The 22,663-nt window shown below is 71.1% G+C and carries 22 protein-coding genes and 1 tRNA gene; 13 read left to right on the top strand and 10 right to left on the bottom strand.

The features are described from left to right. The first annotated feature begins 25 nt into the window (after positions 1-25). The gene (gene bagA, locus B0I33_RS25500; RefSeq protein WP_106181404.1) at positions 26-1,027 is read left to right on the top strand and encodes an ATPase BagA; all 1,002 of its coding nucleotides are present in this window, start codon (positions 26-28) and stop codon (positions 1,025-1,027) included. After that, positions 1,024-2,190 carry an ATPase BagB gene (bagB, locus tag B0I33_RS25495; protein WP_106181403.1) on the top strand — a complete coding sequence of 389 codons (1,167 nt, stop codon included), beginning with the start codon at positions 1,024-1,026 and terminating at the stop codon, positions 2,188-2,190. The genes bagA and bagB overlap by 4 nt, the downstream gene beginning before the upstream one ends. On the opposite strand, the gene B0I33_RS25490 is transcribed toward bagB, so the two are convergent. Next, on the bottom strand, positions 2,163-2,459 hold the full coding sequence (locus B0I33_RS25490) for a WhiB family transcriptional regulator (RefSeq protein WP_106181402.1): 297 nt from the start codon (positions 2,457-2,459) through the stop codon (positions 2,163-2,165). The genes bagB and B0I33_RS25490 overlap by 28 nt on opposite strands. 304 nt (positions 2,460-2,763) lie before the next feature. Here B0I33_RS25490 and B0I33_RS25485 point away from each other — a divergent pair, with 304 nt between their 5' ends. The 3 genes from B0I33_RS25485 to B0I33_RS25475 all read left to right on the top strand — a co-directional run bounded on the left by B0I33_RS25485 (position 2,764) and on the right by B0I33_RS25475 (position 6,202). Further along, positions 2,764-4,920, top strand: a complete 2,157-nt coding sequence (locus B0I33_RS25485; RefSeq protein ID WP_106181401.1) for a transglycosylase domain-containing protein — start codon at positions 2,764-2,766, stop codon at positions 4,918-4,920. A gap of 240 nt (positions 4,921-5,160) precedes the next feature. Continuing rightward, positions 5,161-6,099, top strand: a complete 939-nt coding sequence (locus B0I33_RS25480) for a metallophosphoesterase (protein WP_106181456.1) — start codon at positions 5,161-5,163, stop codon at positions 6,097-6,099. Between the two features lie 29 nt (positions 6,100-6,128). Further along, a tRNA-Pro gene (locus B0I33_RS25475) sits at positions 6,129-6,202 on the top strand. Between the two features lie 96 nt (positions 6,203-6,298). Here the strand turns inward: B0I33_RS25475 and B0I33_RS25470 are convergent. Next, entirely contained in the window at positions 6,299-7,030 is a 732-nt protein-coding gene (locus B0I33_RS25470; protein WP_106181400.1) for a class I SAM-dependent methyltransferase, read from the bottom strand. A gap of 34 nt (positions 7,031-7,064) precedes the next feature. Between B0I33_RS25470 and B0I33_RS25465 the strand changes: the two genes are divergently transcribed. Further along, positions 7,065-8,912 (top strand): prolyl oligopeptidase family serine peptidase, encoded by a 1,848-nt coding sequence (locus B0I33_RS25465; RefSeq protein ID WP_106181399.1) that lies wholly within the window; start codon positions 7,065-7,067, stop codon positions 8,910-8,912. A gap of 50 nt (positions 8,913-8,962) precedes the next feature. On the opposite strand, the gene B0I33_RS25460 is transcribed toward B0I33_RS25465, so the two are convergent. The 3 genes from B0I33_RS25460 to B0I33_RS25450 form a co-directional block, all read right to left on the bottom strand. Beyond that, positions 8,963-9,445: a Dps family protein gene (locus B0I33_RS25460; RefSeq protein WP_106181398.1), complete on the bottom strand. Its 483-nt coding sequence runs from the start codon at positions 9,443-9,445 to the stop codon at positions 8,963-8,965. 32 nt (positions 9,446-9,477) lie between these two features. Then, the gene (locus B0I33_RS25455) at positions 9,478-9,903 is read right to left on the bottom strand and encodes an organic hydroperoxide resistance protein (RefSeq protein WP_106181397.1); all 426 of its coding nucleotides are present in this window, start codon (positions 9,901-9,903) and stop codon (positions 9,478-9,480) included. Positions 9,904-9,964: 61 nt separating this feature from the next. After that, the gene (locus tag B0I33_RS25450; RefSeq protein WP_106181396.1) at positions 9,965-10,540 is read right to left on the bottom strand and encodes an NADPH-dependent FMN reductase; all 576 of its coding nucleotides are present in this window, start codon (positions 10,538-10,540) and stop codon (positions 9,965-9,967) included. 125 nt (positions 10,541-10,665) lie between these two features. On the opposite strand from B0I33_RS25450, the gene B0I33_RS25445 reads away from it, so the two are divergent. Continuing rightward, entirely contained in the window at positions 10,666-11,727 is a 1,062-nt protein-coding gene (locus tag B0I33_RS25445) for an alpha/beta hydrolase (protein WP_106181395.1), read from the top strand. Between the two features lie 63 nt (positions 11,728-11,790). Here B0I33_RS25445 and B0I33_RS25440 read toward each other — a convergent pair whose 3' ends face one another. Further along, a complete protein-coding gene (locus B0I33_RS25440) occupies positions 11,791-12,318 on the bottom strand; it encodes a hypothetical protein (RefSeq protein WP_106181394.1) in 528 nt (175 codons plus the stop codon). A gap of 526 nt (positions 12,319-12,844) precedes the next feature. Between B0I33_RS25440 and B0I33_RS25435 the strand changes: the two genes are divergently transcribed. Together B0I33_RS25435 and B0I33_RS25430 are read left to right on the top strand one after the other, a co-directional pair. Beyond that, complete coding sequence (locus B0I33_RS25435; RefSeq protein WP_106181393.1) at positions 12,845-13,342, top strand: DUF6226 family protein; 498 nt, start codon at positions 12,845-12,847, stop codon at positions 13,340-13,342. A 298-nt stretch (positions 13,343-13,640) separates the two neighbouring features. After that, entirely contained in the window at positions 13,641-14,834 is a 1,194-nt protein-coding gene (locus tag B0I33_RS25430) for an MFS transporter (RefSeq protein ID WP_106181392.1), read from the top strand. A gap of 61 nt (positions 14,835-14,895) precedes the next feature. Here B0I33_RS25430 and B0I33_RS25425 read toward each other — a convergent pair whose 3' ends face one another. The 3 genes from B0I33_RS25425 to B0I33_RS25415 all read right to left on the bottom strand — a co-directional run bounded on the left by B0I33_RS25425 (position 14,896) and on the right by B0I33_RS25415 (position 17,697). After that, positions 14,896-15,276, bottom strand: coding sequence for a hypothetical protein (locus B0I33_RS25425; RefSeq protein WP_106181391.1), 381 nt, complete (start codon positions 15,274-15,276; stop codon positions 14,896-14,898). A gap of 85 nt (positions 15,277-15,361) precedes the next feature. Further along, positions 15,362-16,435 carry an aspartate-semialdehyde dehydrogenase gene (locus tag B0I33_RS25420; RefSeq protein ID WP_106181390.1) on the bottom strand — a complete coding sequence of 358 codons (1,074 nt, stop codon included), beginning with the start codon at positions 16,433-16,435 and terminating at the stop codon, positions 15,362-15,364. Continuing rightward, entirely contained in the window at positions 16,435-17,697 is a 1,263-nt protein-coding gene (locus B0I33_RS25415) for an aspartate kinase (protein ID WP_106181389.1), read from the bottom strand. Before B0I33_RS25415 ends, B0I33_RS25420 begins: the two co-directional genes overlap by 1 nt. 179 nt (positions 17,698-17,876) lie before the next feature. Here B0I33_RS25415 and B0I33_RS25410 point away from each other — a divergent pair, with 179 nt between their 5' ends. Further along, positions 17,877-18,470, top strand: a complete 594-nt coding sequence (locus B0I33_RS25410; protein ID WP_106181388.1) for a nitroreductase family protein — start codon at positions 17,877-17,879, stop codon at positions 18,468-18,470. Positions 18,471-18,481: 11 nt separating this feature from the next. Here B0I33_RS25410 and B0I33_RS25405 read toward each other — a convergent pair whose 3' ends face one another. Further along, a complete protein-coding gene (locus B0I33_RS25405) occupies positions 18,482-18,865 on the bottom strand; it encodes a hypothetical protein (RefSeq protein WP_425440521.1) in 384 nt (127 codons plus the stop codon). A gap of 309 nt (positions 18,866-19,174) precedes the next feature. Here B0I33_RS25405 and leuA point away from each other — a divergent pair, with 309 nt between their 5' ends. From leuA to B0I33_RS25390, 3 genes are all read left to right on the top strand, one after another. Next, positions 19,175-20,965 carry a 2-isopropylmalate synthase gene (leuA, locus tag B0I33_RS25400; RefSeq protein ID WP_106181386.1) on the top strand — a complete coding sequence of 597 codons (1,791 nt, stop codon included), beginning with the start codon at positions 19,175-19,177 and terminating at the stop codon, positions 20,963-20,965. Between the two features lie 107 nt (positions 20,966-21,072). Then, complete coding sequence (locus tag B0I33_RS25395) at positions 21,073-21,681, top strand: DedA family protein (protein WP_106181385.1); 609 nt, start codon at positions 21,073-21,075, stop codon at positions 21,679-21,681. After that, entirely contained in the window at positions 21,629-22,621 is a 993-nt protein-coding gene (locus B0I33_RS25390) for a helix-turn-helix transcriptional regulator (protein ID WP_106181384.1), read from the top strand. The genes B0I33_RS25395 and B0I33_RS25390 overlap by 53 nt, the downstream gene beginning before the upstream one ends. Positions 22,622-22,663: the final 42 nt, after the last annotated feature.

Genomic DNA, 22,663 nt, shown 5'->3' with positions numbered 1-22,663 from the left:
GACCCGGGTGGCTTACGCTGCGAACGTGACCACGCTGGCTGGCTGGACCGATGAACTCGCCCGCACCCGGCTCCATTTCGTCACCGGGAAGGGCGGCACCGGCAAGACCACCCTCGCCGCGTCGCTGGGCCTGGCACTGGCCAGCGGGGGAAGGCGGGTCCTGCTCATCGAGGTCGAGGGCAGGCAGGGCTTCGCCCAGGTCTTCGACACCGAACCACTGCCCTACGCCGAGCAGCGCATCGCGGCCGCGCCCGGCGGTGGTGAGGTCAGGGCGCTGCACATCGACGTCGAGGCGGCGCTGCTCGAGTACTTCGAGATGTTCTACAACCTCGGTTTCGCGGGGCGGACGCTGCGCCGCATGGGCGCGATCGAGTTCGCCACCACGCTCGCGCCCGGACTGCGCGACGTCCTGCTCACCGGCAAGATCAAGGAGTGCGTCGGCCGCACCGAGTCCGGCGGAAGGCACGTCTACGACGCCGTCGTCGTGGACGCCCCGCCGACCGGCCGCGTGGTGAAGTTCCTCGACGTGACCAGGGCCCTGACCGACCTGGCCAAGACCGGGCCCATCCGGGGGCAGGCCGAGGGCGTGGTGCGGTTGCTGCACTCGGGCGAGACGGCCATCCACCTGGTGACGTTGCTGGAGGAGATGCCGGTGCGCGAGACCCTGGAGGCGGTCGCCGAGCTCGACGGCGCCGACCTGCGGCCCGGAGCCGTGCTGGTGAACCGGGTGCGCCCGCCGCGCCTGCCCGCGCGGTCGGTGACCGCGGCGGCCGACGGCCGGGTCGACGCCTCCCGGGTGCGCGCCGGGCTCGCCGCGGCCGGGCTGCAACTGCCGGAGACGACCCTCGACGCGCTGGTCGAGGAGACCGTCGAGCACGCCATCCGGGTCGCGGCCGAGCAGCGCTCCAGGGACCAGCTCGCCGAGGCCGACCTGCCGACCCTGGAACTTCCCGAGAGCACCGGAGGCGTCGACGTGGCCGCGCTGTACGAACTCGCCGAGTCGCTCGTCGAGCAGGGGGTCCGATGAGCGCGGAGCCGAGGGTCCTCGACGTCGACGAGCTGATCGACGATCCGGAGACCAGGGTCGTCGTGTGCTGCGGTTCGGGCGGGGTGGGCAAGACCACCACGGCCGCCGCGCTGGCTCTGCGCGCGGCCGAACGGGGCAGGCAGACGGTGGTCCTGACCATCGACCCGGCCCGCAGGCTCGCCCAGGCACTGGGCCTGCGGGAGCTCGGCAACCACCCGCGCAAGGTCAGCGTCGCCGGCTTCGAGCCGAAGGGTGAGCTGTGGGCGATGATGCTCGACATGCGGCGCACCTTCGACGACATGGTGCGGGTGCACGCCGGGCCCGAGCGCGCCGAGCAACTGCTCGCCAACCGCTTCTACCAGACGATCTCCACGTCGTTCTCCGGCACGCAGGAGTACATGGCGATGGAGAAGCTGGGCCAGCTCGCCGCCACCGGCGAGTGGGACCTGATCGTCGTCGACACCCCGCCGAGCCGCTCGGCGCTGGATTTCCTCGACGCCCCGACCCGGCTGTCCAGCGCGCTCGACGGCCGGATGATCCGCCTGCTGACCAGCCCGGCCAGGGCGGGCGGCTGGGGCCTGCGCAAGGTCGTCAGCGCGGGCTTCTCGATGTTCGCGAAGGCCGTCTCGACGATCCTCGGCGGGCAGCTGCTCGCCGACGCCTCGGCGTTCATGCAGGCCTTCGACTCGACCTTCGGCGGCTTCCGGGAGCGGGCCACGAAGACGGCGGAGCTGCTCCGCTCGCAGGGCACGTCGTTCCTCGTGGTCGCCGCGCCCGAGCCGGACGCGCTCCGCGAAGCCAGCTACTTCGTGGAACGGCTTTCCGAGGAGTCGATGCCGCTGTCCGGGCTGGTCGCCAACCGAACGCATCCCGTGCTCGCCGACCTGTCGGCGATCGACGCGCTGGCGGCCGCCGAGTCCCTGGAGCGCGGGGGCACGGCCGCCCCGCTCGCGACGGCCGTGTTGCGCCTGCACGCCGACCGGGTGGCGCTGGCCGAACGCGAGGAGCGGCTGCTCGCCCGGTTCACCCGCGCGCACCCGACCGTGCCCGTGGTGCGGGTCCCCGCGCTGCCCAGCGATGTGCACGACATCGCCGGGCTGCGGGACATCGGCGACCGGCTCGCCGGGTCAACCGATCACGAGACCCGCTCGGCGGGCTCGTAGTTGCGCTTGGCCGACTCCAGCAGGTCCCGCCAGCTCACCACGTCGCGACGGCGTCGCAGCAGCGCCCTGCGCTCCCGCTCGGTCATGCCACCCCAGACCCCGAAGTCGATCCGGTTGTCGAGCGCCTCGGCGAGGCATTCGGTCCGCACGGGGCAGCCCATGCACACGAGCTTGGCCTTGTTCTGTTCCGCTCCTCGTACGAAAAGCCCGTCGGGATCGGTGTCCCGGCAGTAGGCTTTGACCCGCCAGTCAGACTGGTTGGTTTCCATACCCCCAGCTCCTGCCCTGTCACGACCAGCAGGCAGGGAACGAAGCACGCGCCTCGCCCCCCGCGAGCAGGTCTCTCCCTGTGCTCACGTCCCTCCGTCACGGCGCCTCCCCAGGCACCGCCGCCGCCACGCGGGAGGCCCATAACAGCTGGCCCGCCCGCCTGTCGGCTGTTCTCGTGAGATGTTGACGGACTGTAGGCGTCAACGGTTCCGTCCGCCAACCCCCCGGCGACGTTTTGTTACCTGATACCCGTCCCCCACCAGGGGCCGTGCGACCTCCGGCCACCCGCGTACCCTGGCTCTCGTGCGTAAGCGGGACGGTCTGTTCAAGATGCTCGGCCTCTGCCTGCTGGCGGGGGTGCTCGTCGCCGGAATCCTCTTCCCCGTCGTCGGTGCCGCCGGGGTGGTCTCCAACCAGGCGAGCGACACGGTCGAGTCGATGTCGTCGGAACTGGCGGACGTGCCGCCGCCGCTGGTGACCACGGTCACCGACCAGGACGGCAAGCCGATCGCCACGCTGTACGACCAGTACCGCATCCCGACCGCGCCCGACCAGATCTCCGACGCGATGAAGTGGGCGCTGATCTCGGTCGAGGACCGCCGCTTCTACGACCACCACGGCGTCGACTGGAAGGGCACGATCCGCGCCGCCATCAGCAACACCACCGGCGGGGACACGCAGGGCGCCTCCACGCTGACCCAGCAGTACGTGAAGAACTACCTGATCAACGTCATCTACCGGAACGACGAGGTCGGCCAGCAGAAGGCGCAGGAACAGACCATCGCGCGCAAGCTCAAGGAAGCGCGGATCGCGATCCAGCTCGAGACGAAGATGAGCAAGGAGCAGATCCTCGCGGGCTACCTCAACGTCGTCGAGTTCTCCCGGCGGGTGTTCGGCGTGGGCGCGGCCGCGCAGGCCTACTTCAACACGACCCCGGACAAGCTGTCCGTGGCGCAGGGCGCGCTGCTGGCGGGGATGGTCAACAACCCGACGCAGTACGACCCGTGGAACCACCCGGAGAAGGCCACCGAGCGGCGCAACTTCGTGTTCGACAAGATGGTCGAGAACCGCAAGCTCTCGAAGGAGGACGCCGAACAGCTCAAGAAGGCGCCGCTCGGCGTGAACCCGGAGGGTCCGAACAAGCCGGCGTCGAACTGCGTCGGCGCGGGGCCCGAGCACGGGTTCTTCTGCCAGTACGTCGAGGACTACCTCCTCGAACACGGCATGGACAAGGACGACCTGTACACCGGCGGGTACACCATCCGCACGACGATGGACCGCGCCGCCAACCACCAGGCGAAGGCGTCCGCCGAGCAGCAGGTCTCGCAGACCGCGGACAACGTCGCCAACACGCTGTCGCTCGTCCGCCCCGGCAAGGACCGGCACGAGGTGGTCGCGCTGGCCGCCAACCGCGACTACGGCCCCGACCCCGAACAGGGCGAGACGTTCTACGCCCTGCCCTCCGGCGTCTACAACACCGGCGGCGCGGGGTCGAGCTACAAGATCTTCACCGCGGCCGCCGCGATGCAGCAGCGGGTCGTCGGGATCTACGACACGATCCCGTCCCCGAGCTTCCACGTGTCCAACGTCTTCATCGGCGGCGCCGACCGGTGCCCCAACACCGCTGACGGAACCTCGAACCTGTACTGCCTTGGCAACGCCAGCGACACCTACCCGCCGGAGATGACGCTGCAGACGGCGCTGCAGACCTCGCCGAACACGGCGTTCGTCATCCTGGAGGAGCGGGCAGGCATGGGGCCGGTGGTCAACATGGCGAGCAAGCTCGGCATGCGCGAGACCATGGCGAGCAACCTGTACGGCGGGCCGGTCGACCCCGACTCCGACGACCCGGGGCGGACCGTCAGCCAGCTCAAGCACTTCGGTCCGAAGCCCAACTATCCGGGCAACGGCTCGTTCACCCTCGGCCCCGCCCCGCTGAGCGGGCTGGAACTGGCCAACGTCGCGGCGACGATCATGAGCGGGGGCACGTGGTGCCCGCCGACGCCGATCAAGCATGTCGTCGACCGGGAGGGCAACCCGGTGCCGATCAAGGAGGCACCGTGTGAGCAGGCGGTGCCGGAGGGCCTCGCCAACACGCTCGCGGTGGGCATGAGCAAGGACCACGAGCCGGGCGGCACCGCGCACGCGGCGGCCGCGGGCGTGGGCTGGGACCGGCCGATGATCGGCAAGACCGGGACCACCCAGGCCAACGGCTCGGCCACGTTCGTCGGGGCGACCCCGCAACTGGCCGGCGCCGCGCAGGTCTTCCGGCCGAAGGGCGGCTCGGGCGGCCTCTGCGACGGCGGCCCCGGCAACGTCTACACGTGCGGCGAGGGCAACATGTTCGGTGGTAAGACACCGGCCCGCACCTGGTTCGGGGCGATGAAGAACATCATGGCGGGTGAGCCGGCCAGGCCGCTGCCCCCGGCCGACCCCCAGTACGAGCGCATGAACGGCTGACCTGCCGAAACCGCACGTCCCGGGCTCGTGAGTGAGGAACGTGGTTCTAACCACGTTCCTCACTCACGAGCCCGGGACGGCGTGTCGGCGGGATCCCGTACTCTCCTGCGAGTGCCACCTGGATTCCACTCACTCGAAAGAGTGACATCAGGACACGATTTGGCAATGCCCGCCGGAATCGCCACGGGGCGCTCACCGTCTGCGTACGCTGGGTAGTGGAGGTAACTCCTGAGGATGACGATGAAACGCCTCGTGTTGGGGACAGCCGCGCTCGGCACCGCCGCGATCGGTTATGCCACCGGGATCGAACGGCGGCACTGGACCCTGCGGACCGCGGAAGTGCCGGTACTCCTCGAATGCGCGCGTCCGATCCGGCTGCTGCACATCTCCGACCTGCACATGCTCCCCGGCCAGGCGTCCAAGCAGCGCTGGGTCGCCGCGCTCGACCGGCTGGAGCCCGACCTGGTGGTGAACACGGGAGACAACCTGGCCCACCCGCGTGCGGTGCCCGCCGTGCTCCGGGCGCTCGGCCCGCTGCTCGACCGGCCCGGCGTGTTCGTCTTCGGCAGCAACGACTACTACGCACCGAAGCCGAAGAACCCCGCGCGCTACCTGATGCCCCAGGGCCGGAAGAAGCGGATCCTCGGCCACCGGCTGCCCTGGCGGGACCTGCGGGCGGCGTTCATCGAGCACGGCTGGCACGACCTGACCCACGTCCGGCGCCGGATCACGGTCGGCGACCAGCTCGTCTTCGCGGCCGGGGTCGACGACCCGCACCTGCGCCGCGACCGGTACTCCGACATCTCCGGCAAGGCCGACGCGAACGCGGCGCTGCGGATCGGCGTCACCCACTCGCCCGAGCCGCGGGTGCTCGACCCGTTCGCCGCCGACGGCTACGACCTCGTGCTCGCGGGCCACACCCACGGCGGCCAGCTGCGGATACCCGGCATCGGCGCGCTGGTCACCAACTGCGCGCTGGACCGCTCCCGTGCCAGGGGCGTCTCGCGCTGGGGCTCCGACATGTGGCTGCACGTGTCCGCCGGGCTGGGCACGTCGCCGTACGCGCCCGTCCGGTTCGCCTGCCCGCCGGAGGCCACGCTGCTGACGCTGGTGCCGCGCGGCTCGCGAGTGCCGCGCCAGCGAGGGGCCCTTCGCAGGACCCACAGCGACGTCCGTTAGACTGTTCCCCGACCCGTTAAGGAAGACCTCGGGGTGTGGCGCAGCTTGGTAGCGTGCCTCGTTCGGGTCGAGGAGGTCGTGGGTTCAAATCCCGCCACCCCGACGGAATGCCAGGAAGGGCCCTGCTCGCGGATCCGCGGGCAGGGCCCTTCCTGCTGACTGGGCTCGTGCGCGTTCCCCGTGGTGCTCACCACGTTCGTCACTCACGACGGGCCAGCACCTCGACCCAGCACTGGCTGAAGTCACCGCCCCCGCCGCGCACCCACATCCACGCGGAGCGAGCCGCGCTCGCCAGCTGCTGATCGCGCTCTCCCTCCGGCGCCTGCACCGCCGCCGCCAGCCGCTCCTCGACCCGGTGCGCCAGCTCCCGGTAGCCGACCGCGGCGTGGAACCGGGCCCGCACCCGCACGTCGCGGAACCCGGCCCGCTCCACCCAGTCGGCCACGTGCCTGCCCGCGAACGGGTTCCCGCCCGCCCTGCGCTGCAGCAGGTACGCCCCGCGCAGGGCCGCGTCCACGTTGGCCGTCTTCGGCCGCAGCTTCGCCCTGCTCCAGTCCGCCGTGGACAGTGCGAGCGTGCCACCCGGCCGCAACACCCTGGCCAGCTCCGCGAGCACCTCCAGCGGCGAGGACACCGACTCCAGCAAGGCGTGCGAGAACGCGAGGTCGACCGAACCCGGTGGCAGCGGCAGGGCGTGCGGTGCCGCCGCAAGGAAATCCACAGTAGACACCGCGGCGCGGCGGGCCGACTGCCGCGCGGCGGCGAGCCGCCCGTGGTCGCGGTCGACGCCGACGGCATGGACGGGGTGCACGGCCGTGCCGAGGCTCAGGGTCGCCGTTCCCCCTTGGCAGCCGACGTCGAGCACCCGCATCCCGGATCTCAGCAACGGCAGCACGAAGCCCGCAGCCTCCGGCGCGTAACCCTCCAGCACACCCCTAACCCTACGGACCTGGCAGGATCGAGGGGTGACCACACAGGAAGCCGCTCCGCACCCCGAGGCCAAGGTCCCCGACGAGCTGTTCACCGACGCGGCAGCCGAAACCCGCTGGCGTGCGCGGTTCCACGCGCCCCGCATGTCGGTGCCCGACTGGGCCATCGACGCTCCCGACGCGAACCTCTACGTCTCCAACGCCAGCGGCGTCTGGGAGGTCTACGCCTGGGACCGGGCCGCCGACAGCCACCGGCAGGTCACCGACCGGCCGAACGGCACCCTGCACGCCACGCTCTCGCCTGACGGCCGGTGGATCTGGTGGTTCGACGACACCGACGGCGACGAGTTCGGCTCCTGGGTGCGGGAGCCGTTCCCCGCGGGGTCCGGCACCGCGGCGGCACCGGCCGTCCCCGAGGTGCCGGACGGCTACCCGGCCGGTCTGGAGATCGGGCACCAGGTCGTCGCCGTCGGCGTGTCCACCGACGACGGCAGCGCCCTGTACGCGCACCGGGACGGCGAGACCACGCGGTTCTACGCGAGCGAGCACGACGCCGGCGTCGCGGCGCTGTCCAGGGACGAACGCCTGCTGGCGATCTCCCACTCCGAGCACGGCGACTCCCGGCACCCCGCCGTGCGGGTGCTCGCGTGCGACGGCTTCGGCACGGTCGCCGAGAAGTGGGACGGCGAGGGCAAGGGCCTCGCGGCGCTCGCCTTCTCCCCCCGGCACGGCGACTCCCGGCTGCTCGTGCTGCACGAACGGCACGGCCGCGAGGAGCTGCTGATCTGGGACGTCGAGGCGGACACCGAGACCGAGCTGAGGCTCGACCTGCCCGGTGAGGTCGTCGCCGACTGGTACCCCGAGGCGAACGCGCTGCTCGTGGTGCACTTCCACGAGGCACGCAGCTCCCTGCACCGCTACGACCTGTCCTCCGGCGAGCTGACGTCGCTGGACACCCCGCCCGGCCGGATCGGCGGAGCCGGGGTGCGGCCGGAGGGCACGATCGAGTACTCGTGGTCGAACGCCGCGCAGCCACCCGTCATCCGGGCCCGCGGCACCGACGGCACCGACCGCGTGCTGCTGGAGCCGCCCGGCGAGCGCGCCCCCGAGTCGCTGCCGGTGACGGACGCCCATGCCGAGGGCCCCGGCGGCCGGGTGCACGCGCTGGTGACGCGGCCGCAGGGCGTCGAGGGACCGGTACCGACGGTGTTCCTGCTGCACGGCGGCCCGCACGCCGCCGACGAGGACCGGTTCTCGGCCTACCGTGCCGTGTGGGCCGACGCCGGGTTCGCCGTGGTCGAGGTCAACTACCGCGGCTCGACGGGCTACGGCTCCGCGTGGCGCGACGCCATCGAGGGGCGGCCCGGCCTCACCGAACTCGAGGACGTCGCCGCCGTGCACGACTGGGCGGTGACCAGCGGGCTCGCCGAACCGGAGCGGTGCGTGGTGACCGGCGCGTCGTGGGGTGGCTACCTCACCCTGCTGGCGCTGGGCACGCAGCCGGACCGGTGGGCGGCCGGGATCGCCGCGGTGCCCGTCGCCGACTACGTTGCCGCGTACGAGGACGAGATGGAGCAGCTGCGCTCGTTCGACCGGGCGCTGTTCGGCGGGTCACCGGACGACGTGCCCGCCGTCTACCGGGACTGCTCGCCGATCACGTACGTCGACGCGGTGAAGGCACCGGTGCTCGTGCTCGCCGGGGACAACGACCCGCGCTGCCCGATCCGCCAGATCGAGAACTACCTGCGGCGGCTCGCCGCCCGCGACGTGCCGTACGAGTTCTACCGGTACGACGCGGGCCACGGCTCGCTCGTCATCGCGGAGACCATCAAGCAGACCGCCATCGAGGTGTACTTCGCCCAGCGGGCCCTCGGCCTCCGCTGAGGGACCCAAGACCGTCCCCCAAGGTGGCCTTGGGGGACGAAAAGCGGGCGTCAGCGGTCGGCCTGCTGGGCCTGCCACATCCAGTGCTGCTTCTCCAGCTCCTGGGCGATCTCGATGAGCAGGTCCTGGGTCACCAGGTCACTCTTGTCGGTCTCGTCGATCCGGGTGCGCAACCTGCGGATCACCTGCTCGAGCCGCTCGACGATCGCGTCCACCGTCGTCTCGGCCGACTGCCAGTTGTCCGGGTACTCGGACACGCCGGAGCTCTCGGCGACGGTCTTCGCCTTGCCGTTCGGGGAGACCCCGATCGCGTTCGCCCGCTCGGCGACGTCGTCGGTGAAGCCGCGCGCGGCGCTGACCAGCTCGTCCAGCTGCAGGTGCACGCTGCGGAACTGCCTGCCCACGACGTTCCAGTGCGCCTGCTTGCCGATCAGCGACAGGTCGATCAGGTCGACCAGCGTGGACTGCAGCGCGTTGGCGGTGACTTCCTTGTCGCTCTCGGTGAGTGGGCTCGTGATGGGTGCGTTGGCCATGATCCGTCCTCTCTGTGCTGCGGTTCGGGCCATCAGGTCCTGGCTGAGACCGTCACGGCGATGTTTCCCCTGGTCGCGCTGGAGTAGGGGCACGTCTGGTGGGCCTGGGCCACCAGCTCGTCCGCTTTGCCCTGCTCCATGCCCGGCAGCGAGGCGGTCAGGTCGACGGCGAGCGCGAACTGGCCCGCCTCCGTCTTGCCGAGGTGGACGTCCACGGTGACTTCCGTCTCACCCAGTTCCACGCCCGTCTTCCCGGCGACCGCGCGCAGCGCGCCGTGGAAGCAGGCCGAGTACCCGGCGGCGAAGAGCTGCTCGGGGTTGGTGAACGAGCCACCGGGACCACCGAGCTCCTTGGGCACCGCCAGCTTCTCGTCCAGCACGCCGTCGGACGAGGTCACTTCGCCGTCGCGGCCGTCGCCGCGTGCGGTCGCCGTAGCGGTGTAGATCGCATCAGCCATCAGTCGGGAACCCCTCCAAACTCGGTAGGGGACTACCCGAACCAGGAGAACCCGAAACGCGTCAGAGCGCTCGCTGAGCCAGGCCGAACTCCACGACCTGTCGCCCGATCAGGCGAAGGTTGTGGAAGACCTTCTCCTCCGACGCGCCACCCGCGTCGTCGAACTTGACCTCGGCGGTGTTGACGGCCCCGCCGAGCGGTGTGGGCCACCCGCGCAGGGCGTGCGTGACCTGGCGCAGCTGCGCGAGCGTGGTGACGGCGGCCTGCCAGCCATGGGCCACGGCGATCAGCCCGACACCGCGGCCGTGCAGGTAGGGGCGGGTGTCCGAGCGCAGGTCCTCGACGTAGTCCAGGGCGTTCTTCACCAGGCCGGACATCGCGCCGTGGTAACCGGGTGACACGACGATCAGCCCGTCGGCGGTGCGCACCTGCTCGATCAGCGCCGCGGCGTCGGCGGACCGGCGGTCCTCGGCCGCGTCGTAGAACGGCAGCGCGAGGTCGCCGCCGGTCACGGCCCTGGTCTCCGCGCCCGCCTCGGCGGCTCCGGCGAGCGCGATGCGCAGCGCCCGCTCCGACTGCGAGCCGTCACGCAGGGAGCCACCGAGACCGAGGACCTTGATCGCAGCTGTGGAAGTCACTCCACGAGGCTAAACCTTCCAGTTAGGTCGAGAGCCATCTCGGGGTGCGGGGACATCCGTCACAGTTGGCCGGACGGCTACTCGTTAGTAACCTCTGTCCTGGACACCGGCCACGAGGAGGAGACATGTCGATACCGTTGCGGGTCCGGGTGCAGGCCGCGGCCGCCCAGCTCCTTTACGCGCTGCCCAGGCCGGTGCGCAGGGCGATCGCGGGCAGGCCGATCCGCATCGACGGGCAGGAGCTCGCGCTCGACGCGCAACTGCTTCTCCGCATGCAGCAGCTCAGCGGCACCGCGCTGGTCGGGTCGTCGGTCGAGGCGTCGCGTGCGGCGCTCGACGAGTCGCGGCACCTGGTGAGCGGCAGGCCCATCCAGCCGGTGCACACGCGTGAGGTGCCGATCCCGGCCGAGTACGGCACGCTCCCCTCGACCCTGTACACCCCCGAGGGCCTGCCCGACGGCTCGGGGCTGCTGGTCTTCTACCACGGCGGCGGCTGGGTGATCGGCACCCGCGCGAGCCACGACAACACCGCCCGCTTCCTCGCGGCCCGGGCCGGGGTGCGGGTGCTGTCGGTCGAGTATCGCCTCGCGCCGGAGCACCCGTTCCCCGCCGCGACCGAGGACGCGGTGCTGGCCTTCGACTACGCCCACGCGAAGGCGGCCGAGCTGGGAGCGGATCCGGATCGGATCGCGGTGGGCGGAGACAGCGCGGGTGGCAACCTCGCGGCCGTCACGGCGCAGGTGACCACGCGGCGCGGTGGCCCGGCACCCGCGTTCCAGCTGCTGTTCTACCCCGGGGTCGACGCCACGGTGCGGCGGCGCTCCCGTGAGCTGTTCGGCGACGGGTTCTTCCTCACCGACGAGCACATGACGTGGTTCCTCGACCACTACGCGCCCGACGGTGTCGACCGTGCCGATCCCCGGATGTCGCCGCTGCTGGCCGAGCACCTGGAGGGACTGCCTCCCGCCTACGTCGCGACGGCGGGCTTCGACCCCCTGCGCGACGAAGGCGAGGCCTACGCACGGCGGCTGGCGGAGGCGGGAGTCCCGGTCGCACTGAGCAGGCAGCACGACCTCATTCACGGTTACATCAATTTCCTCGGCGTCGGCAGGCGGTTTACCGAAGCCACCGCCGAGGCCGCCGGCGCCCTGCGAATGGGACTCAGCCGGAAATCGCGGGAGCAATAAGACGCGGCGGAATCCGGCGGCGCATTGTCGCCGCCGGATTCCGCTCCCCCTCTTCGCGACCGGTCAGGGCGCGGGCACCTCCGGAGTCTCCGGAACGGGCAGCTCGGGCACGCCACCGCCGAGCAGACCGGCCAGCAGCCCGGTCACCGCGGACAGCAGGCTCTTCAGCAGGTTGCTGACCACGTCGAGCGGCGGGGGCAGGTCGGGGATCTCCGGCAGCGGAACGCTCGGCACCTGCCTCGGGGTCGCCGACGGGTCGGCGAGCAGCCTCGCCGCCTCCCGCGCGTGCTGGTGCGCGACGTCGGCCCGCTGCTGGGACTCCGCCTGGATGGAGTACTGCTGTCCGGCCGCCAGGTCGGCCAGCAGCGGATCGAGCCTGGCGAGGGTGTCCTGGGTGCCGGCGACGTCACCGGCGTAGGCCTTCCTCGTCAGTTCGTCCCGTAGTTCGAGCACCTTCGTGCCCGCGGCTTCCGTGCTCGAGGACCCCTTGCCGCCCTCGACCACGCTCGCCGCGGCCATCCCGGATCCGGTCACCGCCAGCATGACGCCGGCGGCGGCCGCCGCGATGGCGCGGGCAATCCTGCCTTTCATTTAATACCTCCCGGCCTTCGAAAGACCCAACGGCAAACTGGATACCAACCGTGTCGGGCCTTCACCAGACGATCACCACGCCGGGCTGATTTCCGATCCTCACGTGCCGAATTCGATTCGCTCGAATGACCCACAATTGATGAACGCGGACCGGTTACCTTTCGCCCGGAAGATCAACGTTCGAAAGTACGGCTACTGCGTTGTGTAGTCACATCACCCGATGGTCCATCTGGGTAACCCACAGGGAGGTAATCGGTGATTGATTCCCCTGATCACCCCGTGGTGTCAGTACGACAGTTAAACCACAACGGCGTAATTCGCCCACGTTTGTCGCAACGAACACTCTGTCCACAGCACAACGCGGCCCCGGGCCACCAGCCGGGCCGCGCCGTGTTCCGCGGTGGGCCCCGGGCCTCCTTCCGGAACGCCTCCTCGACCTTGTCGCCGCACCGGGAGCGAGGGAGCTTTACTGCCGTCTGACGGTAGTAAAGCTCCCTCGCTCCCCCTCCCCAGGGAGGATGGGGGTGTGAGCGACCCGGGACGCTACGCCGCGCTGCACGCGATCGGCCGCGCGGTGCTCGCCGAGCTGGCCCGCGACTACGCCGTCACGACCGAGACGACCACCGAGCCCGACGGGCGGGGCGGACCCGCACCCGCGGTGCGCCTCGTGCCCGCCGACCGGGACGCCGCGCCGCTGACGATGGTGTTCGACGGACGTCCCGCACTCCGTGTCCGGCTCGGTGGCACGGAGCTGACCCTGCCGCACTGCCGGTGCGACGCCTGCGCGGAAACCGTCGAGGAATGTGCCGCGGAACTGCGAACCCACGTGACCGCGCTGACGGCGGGCACGTTCGGCGAGCGCCTGGTCCGCGACGGCGGCTGGTGGCACGAGCGCTGGTACCGGGCCGGTGACGAGAAGGGTTCCAGCCGGACCCGTCTGCGCCGCGCCGAACGCGCCGCGCTACGCGAACGCCTGCCCGGCGGGGAACGGCGGTGGGCACCATGGCCCCGGCGGACCCGGTAACGGCGGCGAACACGGCACCCATCCACGCGAGCGACGGGACCGTCACGAGCACGGCGGCCCAGGCGAGGCCGGCCGAGCGGCAGGCGCGCACCCACGCGCGGGTTCCGGGCGCGGCGCGAGAGCGGCGATCCCGGGCAGCACGAACGGCACGTTGATCGGGAAGACCGAGTGCGCCGGACCGCTGATCGGGTCGCCCACGGTGGTGCCGCTGCCGGGCTCGGCCCGGTCATGGGGGTGGCGCCGGGGAGCCAGCACAAAAAAGTTGCACGGACGTACCAACCTGCGGTTGGCTCGGAGCGTGCCGCTCCAGCCCTACCTCCGCGTCCTGCGCCTGCCCGGCGTTCCGGCGTCGATCCTGCTGATGTTCGTCGCCCGCCTGCCGATGACGGCGATGGGCATCACGCTGACGCTGCACGTCGTGAGTGAGCTCGGGCGCGGCTACGGTGCCGCGGGCCTGATCGGCACGGCGACGACGATCGGCAGCGCGCTCGGGGCGCCGCTGATCGGGAGGTTGATCGACCGGCACGGGCTGCGCCCCGCGGTGGCGCTGTGCGGGCTGGCGTCGTGTGCGTACTGGCTCAGCACGCCGCACTTGCCCTACGAGGCGCTGCTCGTGGTGGCGCTTCCGGCGGGCATGCTCACCGTTCCGGCGGGCTCGCTCGCGCGGCAGGTGCTCACCGCACTCGTGCCGCCGCCGCAGCGGCGCACGGCGTACTCGATGGACATGATGTCACTCGAGACGTCTTTCATGATCGGCCCCGCGCTGGGCATCCTCGTCAGCACCCAGCTGTCGTCCACCGTCGCCCTGACGTCGATCGGCATCGCGTTCGGTGCGGTGGCGGCCGTGCTGTACGCGGCGAACCCGCCGGTGCGGACCGCGGCGGAGTCGGCCGCGCCGAGGACGGCCCGGCAGCCGATCCGGACCTGGCTCACCGCGCCGCTGGTGGCCGCGCTGTTCATCGCGGTGGGCGCGACGTTCGTGCTGATGGGCACGGAGATCGCGGCGCTCGCCGCGTTGCGCGCCTCCGGCGAGGTCGAGTGGACCGGGGTGGTGATCGCCGTGATGGCGGTGGCGTCGGCGGTGGGCGGGCTGGTCCACGGCGCCGTCCCGCGGTCGCTGTCCCAGCTGCCGCTGATGGTGCTGCTGTCGGTGCTGGTGCTGCCCGTCGGGCTGGTGGACCAGCCGTGGTGGCTGCTCGCGCTCGCGCTCGTGCCGATGAACCTGGCCTGCGCGCCCACGCTCGCCGCCACCACCGAGGCGGTCAGCGCGCTGGCGCCGCCCGGCGTCCGCGGCGAGGCGATGGGGCTGCAGGACTCGGCGACGCGGATCGGGCTCGCCCTCGGCGCCCCGGTCGTGGGCTTCGTGATGGACCACTCCGCGCCGGGCTGGGGTTTCGCGGCGGCCGGTGCGGGTGGCCTGCTGTTCGCCGCCGTCGGGCTCGCGCTACAACGCCGCCGGGTACGGGAACCGGTCCCCGCCGCGACCGGATAGCCGCCCGCGAGTCCTTCGCCCAGGACCGCGAGTGCCGCGTTCCGGCCGCGACGGCGTCCGGTCAGAGGCAGGCCTGCCGCAGCTCGTCGAGCTGCTTCATGCTGTTCTGCAGCCACTGGTTGAACTCGCCCGCGGCGGTGGCCTGCTTCTGCTCCAGCTCGACGTAGGAGTCGGCGAGCTGCTGCAGCGACTGCTGCACCTCCTGGTCGGCCGCCTGCTGACCGAGCTCGCGCAGCCGGTTGGCCTTCTCCTCGGCCTCGGCCTGCAACTGCTGGGGGTCGACGTTCGGGTTCAGGTTCACCAGGCCGAGCGCCTCCGTGCACACGGACGCGCGGTCGGCGGCGCGGTCGGCCTGGTCGATCGCGGAGTTCACGTCGTCGCAGCCGGCGAGCGCCACGGTACCCAGGATTCCGAGCGCGGCCAGTGCGCTTCTCTTCCACATGGTCCGAAACCTACCGTGCCGCACCAGCTCGCAGTGAAGGCCACCTCCACTGCGTCGAACGCACTGAAGGTGGCCTTCACTGCCCTCAGGAGAACTCGGGGGCCAGCTGCTCCGCGACCTCGTACGTGTTGAGCGCGGCCCCCTTGCGGAGGTTGTCGCCACACACGAAGAAGTCGAGGGTGTTCGGGAAGTCCAGCGCCTGCCGGACCCGGCCCACGTAGGTGGGGTCGTTGCCGACGACCTCGGCCGGGGAGGGGAACCTGCCGTTCTCGGGGTCGTCAACGAGGACAACGGACGGCTGCGCCTCGAACACCTTGTGCGCGGCCTCGACCGTGACCTCACGCTCGAACGTGGCGTGCACCGCCAGCGAGTGCGTGGTCACCACCGGAACGCGCACGCAGGTCGCCGACACCTTCAGGTCCGGGATCCCGAGGATCTTGCGCGACTCGTTGCGCACCTTCAGCTCCTCGGAGAACCAGCCGTCACCCTTGTAGGAACCGGCCGAAGGCACCACGTTGAGCGCCAACGGAGTGCCGGCGAACGGGGTGTCCGCAAGGGACAGTCCGCCCGCCTCGAGCGCCGCGCGCACGTCGCCCGCCTTCGCGCCGAGGCCCTTGCCCGACACGGCATCCAGCTCCGCGTACAGGCGGTCGACACCGTCCTGCCCGGCGCCGGAGGCCGCCTGGTACGAGGCCACGACCAGCTCCTTGAGGCCGAATTCCCGGTGCAGCGCACCGAGTGCGGCCATCATCGACAGCGTGGTGCAGTTCGGGTTGGCGATGATGCCCCTCGGCCGGTCCGCCACCTTGTCGGCGTTCACCTCGGGCACCACCAGCGGCACGTCGTCGTCCATGCGGAACGCACCGGAGTTGTCCACGGCGACGGCGCCGCGCTCGGCCGCGATCGGCGCCCACTCGGCGGACACCTCGTCGGGCACGTCGAACATGGCGACGTCCACGCCGTCGAAGGCCTCGGGCGAGAGGGCGATCACCGTGAGCTCCTCGCCCCGCACCGTGATCTTCTTGCCGGCCGAGCGCGGGGAGGCGATCAACCGGATCTCCCCCCACGGCACCGACTCCCTGCCGTTGATGATGTCGATCATGACGGTGCCGACGGCACCGGTCGCACCGACCAGGGCGAGTGTGGGTCCGTTGCTCATCAGCGTCCGCTCCCTGCGTAGACGACGGCCTCCTCGTCGCCGCCGAGCTCGAATGCCTCGTGGATCGCGCGCACGGCGTCGTCGAGCTGCGCGTCCCGGATCAGCACCGAGATCCGGATCTCCGAGGTGTTGATGATCTCGATGTTCACGCCGGCCTTGGCGAGCGCCTCACAGAAGCTCGCCGTGACACCAGGGTGCGAGCGCATGCCCGCGCCGACCAGCGACACCTTGCCGACGTGGTCGTCGTAGAGCACCGCCGTGAAGTCGAGCTCGTCCTTGATCTTCTCCAGCTCGGCGACCGCCTTCGGGCCGTTCGCCTTCGAGAGCGTGAACGTGATGTCCGTGCGCCCCGCCGTGTTGGAGATGTTCTGCAGGACCATGTCGATGTCGATCTCGGCGTCCGCGACCGTGCGGAAGATGCGGCCTGCCGCACCGGCGTGGTCCGGCACGCCGGTGACCGTGATCTTGGCCTCCGACCGGTCGTGCGCGACACCGGTGATCAACGCTTGTTCCACGGGGATCTCCTCGATAGAGCCGGCCACGGTGGTGCCCGGCTTGTCACTGTAGGACGAGCGGACGCGGATCGGCACGCCATAACGGCGGGCGTACTCGACCGAGCGCAGGTGCAGGATCTTCGAGCCGCTCGCGGCGAGCTCGAGCATCTCCTCGTAGGGCACCGTGTCGAGCTTGCGTGCGTTGGGCACGATCCGCGGGTCCGCGGTGTACACACCGTCCACATCGGAGTAGATCTCGCACACGTCCGCGTTCAGCGCCGCGGCGAGCGCGACCGCGGTGGTGTCGGAGCCACCACGGCCGAGCGTGGTGATGTCCTTGGTGTCCTGGGCGACGCCCTGGAACCCGGCGACGAGCGCGATGTAACCCTGCTCGAGCGCCTCCGTCACGCGGCTCGGCGTGACGTCGATGATCCGTGCGTTGCCGTGAACCGACGTGGTGACGACGCCTGCTTGCGAACCGGTGAACGACCACGCCTCGGCACCCTGCGCCGAGATCGCCATCGCTACAAGCGCGTTGGAGATGCGCTCACCCGCGGTGAGCAGCATGTCCATCTCGCGTTCCGGGGGAACCGGGTTCACCTGTTCCGCGAGATCGAGCAACTCGTCGGTGGTGTCGCCCATCGCCGAGCACACCACCACGACCTCGTTGCCTGCCTTCTTCGTGGCCACGATCCGCTCGGCCACGCGCTTGATCCGGTCAGCGCTCTCCAGCGACGAACCGCCGTACTTCTGGACTACGAGCGCCAATTTGCCCGAACCTCCTCGACCGGGGCAGGGGTGCCTCCCAGTGTCGTCGGAAGGGCCCCGCTCCCTTCTTTTCGCACGTAGCCTACCGGGGGCACCTTCCGCGAACACCTCGCGCTGTGGCGCCGACCACTTTTTCCCCGAGATCATCTGCCGAGGCCAGGCCGTATACTCGGCGCCCGATGAGCGACAAGGAAGCCGAGACGAGCGTCCCGATCCACGAGCTGATCGCGCGGCGGTGGAGCCCGCGAGCGCTGGACTCCTCAGCCGAGGTCCACCCCGACCAGTTGCGCGCGCTGCTGGAAGCCGCGCGCTGGGCTCCCTCCTTCGGCAACACCCAGCCCGCCCGCTACCTCGTCGGCCGCCGGGGCGACGACACCTTCCAGCGCATCCTCGGCACGCTCACCGAGCGCAACCAGTCCTGGGCCCATCGCGCCGGGGCGCTGCTGGTCGGGCTGGCCGTCACGCACAACGAGAAGGGCGAGGTGCCCTACGCCGAGTACGGCCTCGGGCTGGCCGGCGAGAACCTGGCGCTGCAGGCGGTGGCCGAAGGACTCGTGGTCCACCAGATGGCGGGCTTCGACCACGATGCCGTGCGGGCCGCGTTCACCCTGCCCGACGGCGTGCGCCCGGTGATCGCGATCGCCGTCGGCGTGCTCGGCGACCCCGAGGTGCTCGGGGACGAGCGCAGTGTCCAGCGGGAGACGGCGCCCCGCACGCGGCTCCCGCTCGCGGAGTTCGCCTTCACCGGCGACTGGGGCAACCCGGCCTTCTGAAGCCGGGGCCGTCAGGCGCTGCCGCCGACCCGCCGGATGATCCTGGCCACCACCGCGGAGACGATCAGCCAGAACAGTGCGGCGATGCCGTAGTTGACCAGCACCTTCAGCTTGGCGTCTTCGGGCGTGAACAGGTCCTGGAACCCGAGGGAGAGCCAGTCCGCCCAGCTCTGCACGAACGACACGATGCCGTTGTCGGGGTTGGCCTCACCGATCACGAAGATCACGTGCAGCACCAGCAGGGCCGCGAAGAACAGGCCGGCCCAGCGGACGACCGCGGCCAGCAGCCCGACGACCTGGTCCTTGACCGCGACCCAGTCGGTGCGGCGCTTCCGCCTCGGCTCCGGCTCCTCGGCCGCGCTGCCGTAGGTGGACGAGGCGTGGACCGGCGGCATCGCCTGCGTGGCGCCCTCGTCCCGGTCATTCCTCTCGGCGTGCTCACCCATGCCCCGAAGTCTGGCACTTTCGTTCGCGGAACGCTACGCGTCAGTAACCCCCGGCCAGGGGGCCGCGGGTAACGGTTCGGCCACGGCCCCGGCTTTTCAACCCGAGACCGTCGTGGTTAAGCTGGCCGCGTGGCACGTGCCCTTCTGCTTCGCTGCCGCGACGGGGCCTGATCAGACCGGCTCCCCGTCGCGGGGATGCGTGGTGCCGCCGGTCGTCCGCCGTCCGATACCCGCACAGCGAGCAGGAGCCCCTTCAGCATGAGCACGCCCGATTCCTCCGTGAGCCCGTCCAGCCGCATCCGAACACCGTCCCGGCCCGCACCGGCCGACCAGCCCGCGTGGAACCCGCAGCGCGGCAGTTCGATGCCCTTCCACCGCTACCAACCGTGGTACCGCCTGGTCGAGGACATCACGCTGCCCGACCGGACCTGGCCCGACAAGCGGATCGAACGGGCACCGCTGTGGTGCGCCGTCGACCTGCGGGACGGCAACCAGGCGCTGATCGACCCGATGTCGCCCGCCCGTAAGCGCAAGTTCTTCGAACTGCTCGTGCGCATGGGCTTCAAGGAGATCGAGGTCGGCTTCCCGGCCGCGAGCCAGACCGACTTCGACTTCGTCCGGGAGATCATCGAGGAGGACGCGATCCCGGCCGACGTCCGCATCCAGGTGCTGACGCAGTGCCGCCCCGAGCTGATCGAGCGGACGTTCGCCGCGCTGGAGGGCGCGCCCGGGGCCATCGTGCACATCTACAACTCGACCTCGATCCTCCAGCGCCGCGTCGTGTTCCGCGAGGAGCGCGAGGGCATCAAGAAGATCGCGCTGCAAGCCGCCGAGCTGGTGGTCGAGTACGCGAACAAGTACTCCGACACGGACTTCCGGTTCCAGTACTCGCCGGAGTCCTACACCGGCACCGAGCTGTCCTACGCCGCCGAGGTGTGCAACGCGGTCACCGACATCTGGCAGCCCACGCCGCAGCGGCCGGTGATCCTGAACCTGCCCGCGACGGTGGAGATGGCCACTCCGAACGTCTACGCGGACTCGATCGAGTGGATGAGCCGGAACCTGGAGCGCAGGGACTCCGTGATCCTCTCGCTGCACCCGCACAACGACCGGGGCACCGGCATCGCCGCGGCCGAGCTGGGTTACCAGGCCGGCGCCGACCGGATCGAGGGCTGCCTGTTCGGCAACGGCGAGCGCACCGGCAACGTCGACCTGGCCGCGCTGGCGATGAACCTGTTCAGCCAGGGCGTCGACCCGCAGCTCGACTTCTCGGACATGGACGAGATCAAGCGCACGGTCGAGTACTGCAACCAGCTGCCGGTGCACGAACGCAGCCCGTGGGCGGGCGACCTGGTGTTCACCGCCTTCTCCGGCAGCCACCAGGACGCGATCAACAAGGGCTTCGACGCGCTGCGCGCGCAGGCCGAGAAGGCCGGGGTGCCGTTCGAGGACCACCCGTGGGAGGTGCCGTACCTGCCGATCGACCCGAAGGACATCGGCCGCACCTACGAGGCCGTGATCCGGGTCAACTCGCAGTCCGGCAAGGGCGGCATCGCCTACATCATGAAGACCGAGCACCAGCTCGACCTGCCCCGGCGGCTGCAGATCGAGTTCTCGCAGACCATTCAGCGGCACACCGACACGGCGGGCGGCGAGGTCGACCCGGACACGATGTGGCAGGCGTTCTCCGCGGAGTACCTGGAGCCGACCGCGCCGCTGGAGCTAGTCGGCCAGCACGTCACCGACCACGGCGCCGACGGCTACGAGATCTCGGCCACCGTCCGGCTGGACGGCGAGGAGCAGGACATCCGGGGCCGCGGCAACGGCCCGATCGCGGCGTTCTTCGACGCGCTGTCCGCGGTGGGCTTCGACCTGCGGCTGATGGACTACAGCGAGCACACGCTCACCCCGGGTGACGACGCGAAGGCCGCGTCGTACATCGAGTGCGCCGTGGCCGACAAGGTGTACTGGGGTGTCGGCATCGACCCGTCGATCGTCACGGCCTCCCTGCGCGCCGTCGTCTCGGCCGTCAACCGCGCCCACCGCTGACCCGGCTGCGGGCAGTGAATGGCACATTCCCTGCGTTCAACGCAGACGATGTGCCATTCACTGCCCGCTGCTGAGGGGTTCTCAGACTGGCGGGCGTTGGACGGGTCGTGGACGCCTCGACGGTCTCGCTGCTGGTGCTCTTCGTCATCTCCGCCGTGCCCTTCGCTCCGACGGAGCTGGCGCTGATCGGCCTGGGAGTGGCCGCCGCCGAACAGGGTGGTTCGCTCGTCCCGGTCGTGCTCGTGGCGGCCGTGGGCTGCCTGGTCTGCGACCTCGTGCTGTATGCCACGGGCAGGCGTGGCGGGGCCTGGGCCCTGCGCCGGGTCCGCGCCCGCCCCGGCCCGGCGGCCAGCCTGCGCTGGCTCACCGACCGGATCGAGCGCAACCCGGTGCCCGTGCTCGTCATCGCCCGCTGGCTGCCCGCGGGTGGCACCGCCGGAGCGCTGCTCGCCGGGTCCCTGCGCTGGCCGAGGACCGTGTTCGTCACCGCCTCGGCGATCGGCGTCACCCTGTGGTCGGCCTATGCGGTGGCCCTCGGCTACCTCGGCGGCCGGATCGTCGAGGAGCCGCTCGTCAGCCTGGTGGTCTCGCTCGGCGTGGCCGTGGCGCTGGCGTCGGTGGCCGGCGCGGCGTTCCGGCTCCGGACCGGGCATGATCTGGTGCATGCGAGCGGAACGGCTGGTGGCGCTGCTCTTCACCCTGCAGAGCAGGCGTAGCGCCACCGTCGCCGAACTGGCCGGTGCCCTGGGCGTTTCGGAGCGGACGATGCACCGGGACCTCGCGGCGCTGCAGGCCGCGGGCGTTCCGTTGTGGACGGAGCAGGGCAGGCACGGTGGCGTGCGCCTGGTCGAGGGCTGGCGCACCCGGCTCGACGGGCTGACGTCCCGCGAGGCGGTGGCGATCTTCGCGATGGGCGTGCCGAGGGCGCTGGCCGAGCTGGGGCTCGGCACGGCCGTGTCGGCCGCGCACGCCAAGGTTTCGGCGACCCTGCCCGCGCCGCTGCGGGAACAGGCCCAGCACCTCGCGCAACGGTTCCACCTCGACGCTCCCGGCTGGTTTCGCCGCGAGGACGAGGCCGAGCACCTGGCCGACATCGCCCGCGCGGTCTGGGAACAGCAGCGGCTGCGGGTCTCCTACGCGCGCGGCGACGGCACGATCGAGCGGGTGCTCGAACCGCTCGGGCTCGTCCTCAAGGCCGGGATCTGGTACCTCGTCGCCGCGGTCGGGGAGCACCGCCGCACGTACCGCGTGTCGCGGATCCGCGCGGTCGAGGAGGTCGGCGAGCGGTTCGATCGGCCCGCCGGCTTCGACCTCGCGAGCTGGTGGGAAAGGTCCTCAGCGCGGTTCGAGCGTTCGCTGTACAACGAGCGGGTGCTGGTCAGGCTGAGCCGCGCGGGGGTGCGCACGCTGCCCCACGTCGTCGACGCGGATCTGGCCGTCGCGGCGCTCGACCGCGCGGGCGAGCCGGGACCGGACGGCTGGACCGAGGTGGAACTGTATCTGGAGGGTGACGGCGTCGCGGCGGGTCAGCTCCTCGGGCTCGGCCCCGACGTGGAGATCCTGGAACCCGAGCGGGTGCGCACCGCCTTCGCCGACCTGGCCCGCCGGATGCTCGACCGCCACTCCGGCCCGCGAGTCCCCCGCCCGGGTCCGTGAGTGCTGCGTTCGGATCGCGGCGAATGCAGCACTCGCGCGCAG

Origin of the sequence: Prauserella shujinwangii (assembly GCF_003001955.1) — a bacterium.
GTDB lineage: Bacteria > Actinomycetota > Actinomycetes > Mycobacteriales > Pseudonocardiaceae > Qaidamihabitans > Qaidamihabitans shujinwangii.
Note: the sequence above shows the minus strand (reverse complement) of the source record. Positions and strands in the feature narration are given on the sequence as shown.

Bases quoted from the DNA above. Each gene is read 5' to 3' on its own strand.
- bagB (WP_106181403.1), top strand. From the start codon at position 1,024: ATGAGCGCGGAGCCGAGGGTCCTCGACGTCGACGAGCTGATCGACGAT.
- B0I33_RS25490 (WP_106181402.1), bottom strand. From the start codon at position 2,459: ATGGAAACCAACCAGTCTGACTGGCGGGTCAAAGCCTACTGCCGGGAC.
- B0I33_RS25480 (WP_106181456.1), top strand. From the start codon at position 5,161: ATGAAACGCCTCGTGTTGGGGACAGCCGCGCTCGGCACCGCCGCGATC.
- B0I33_RS25460 (WP_106181398.1), bottom strand. From the start codon at position 9,445: ATGGCCAACGCACCCATCACGAGCCCACTCACCGAGAGCGACAAGGAA.
- B0I33_RS25455 (WP_106181397.1), bottom strand. From the start codon at position 9,903: ATGGCTGATGCGATCTACACCGCTACGGCGACCGCACGCGGCGACGGC.
- B0I33_RS25445 (WP_106181395.1), top strand. From the start codon at position 10,666: ATGTCGATACCGTTGCGGGTCCGGGTGCAGGCCGCGGCCGCCCAGCTC.
- B0I33_RS25440 (WP_106181394.1), bottom strand. From the start codon at position 12,318: ATGAAAGGCAGGATTGCCCGCGCCATCGCGGCGGCCGCCGCCGGCGTC.
- B0I33_RS25425 (WP_106181391.1), bottom strand. From the start codon at position 15,276: ATGTGGAAGAGAAGCGCACTGGCCGCGCTCGGAATCCTGGGTACCGTG.
- B0I33_RS25420 (WP_106181390.1), bottom strand. From the start codon at position 16,435: ATGAGCAACGGACCCACACTCGCCCTGGTCGGTGCGACCGGTGCCGTC.
- B0I33_RS25410 (WP_106181388.1), top strand. From the start codon at position 17,877: ATGAGCGACAAGGAAGCCGAGACGAGCGTCCCGATCCACGAGCTGATC.
- B0I33_RS25405 (WP_425440521.1), bottom strand. From the start codon at position 18,865: ATGCCGCCGGTCCACGCCTCGTCCACCTACGGCAGCGCGGCCGAGGAG.
- leuA (WP_106181386.1), top strand. From the start codon at position 19,175: ATGAGCACGCCCGATTCCTCCGTGAGCCCGTCCAGCCGCATCCGAACA.
- B0I33_RS25390 (WP_106181384.1), top strand. From the start codon at position 21,629: ATGCGAGCGGAACGGCTGGTGGCGCTGCTCTTCACCCTGCAGAGCAGG.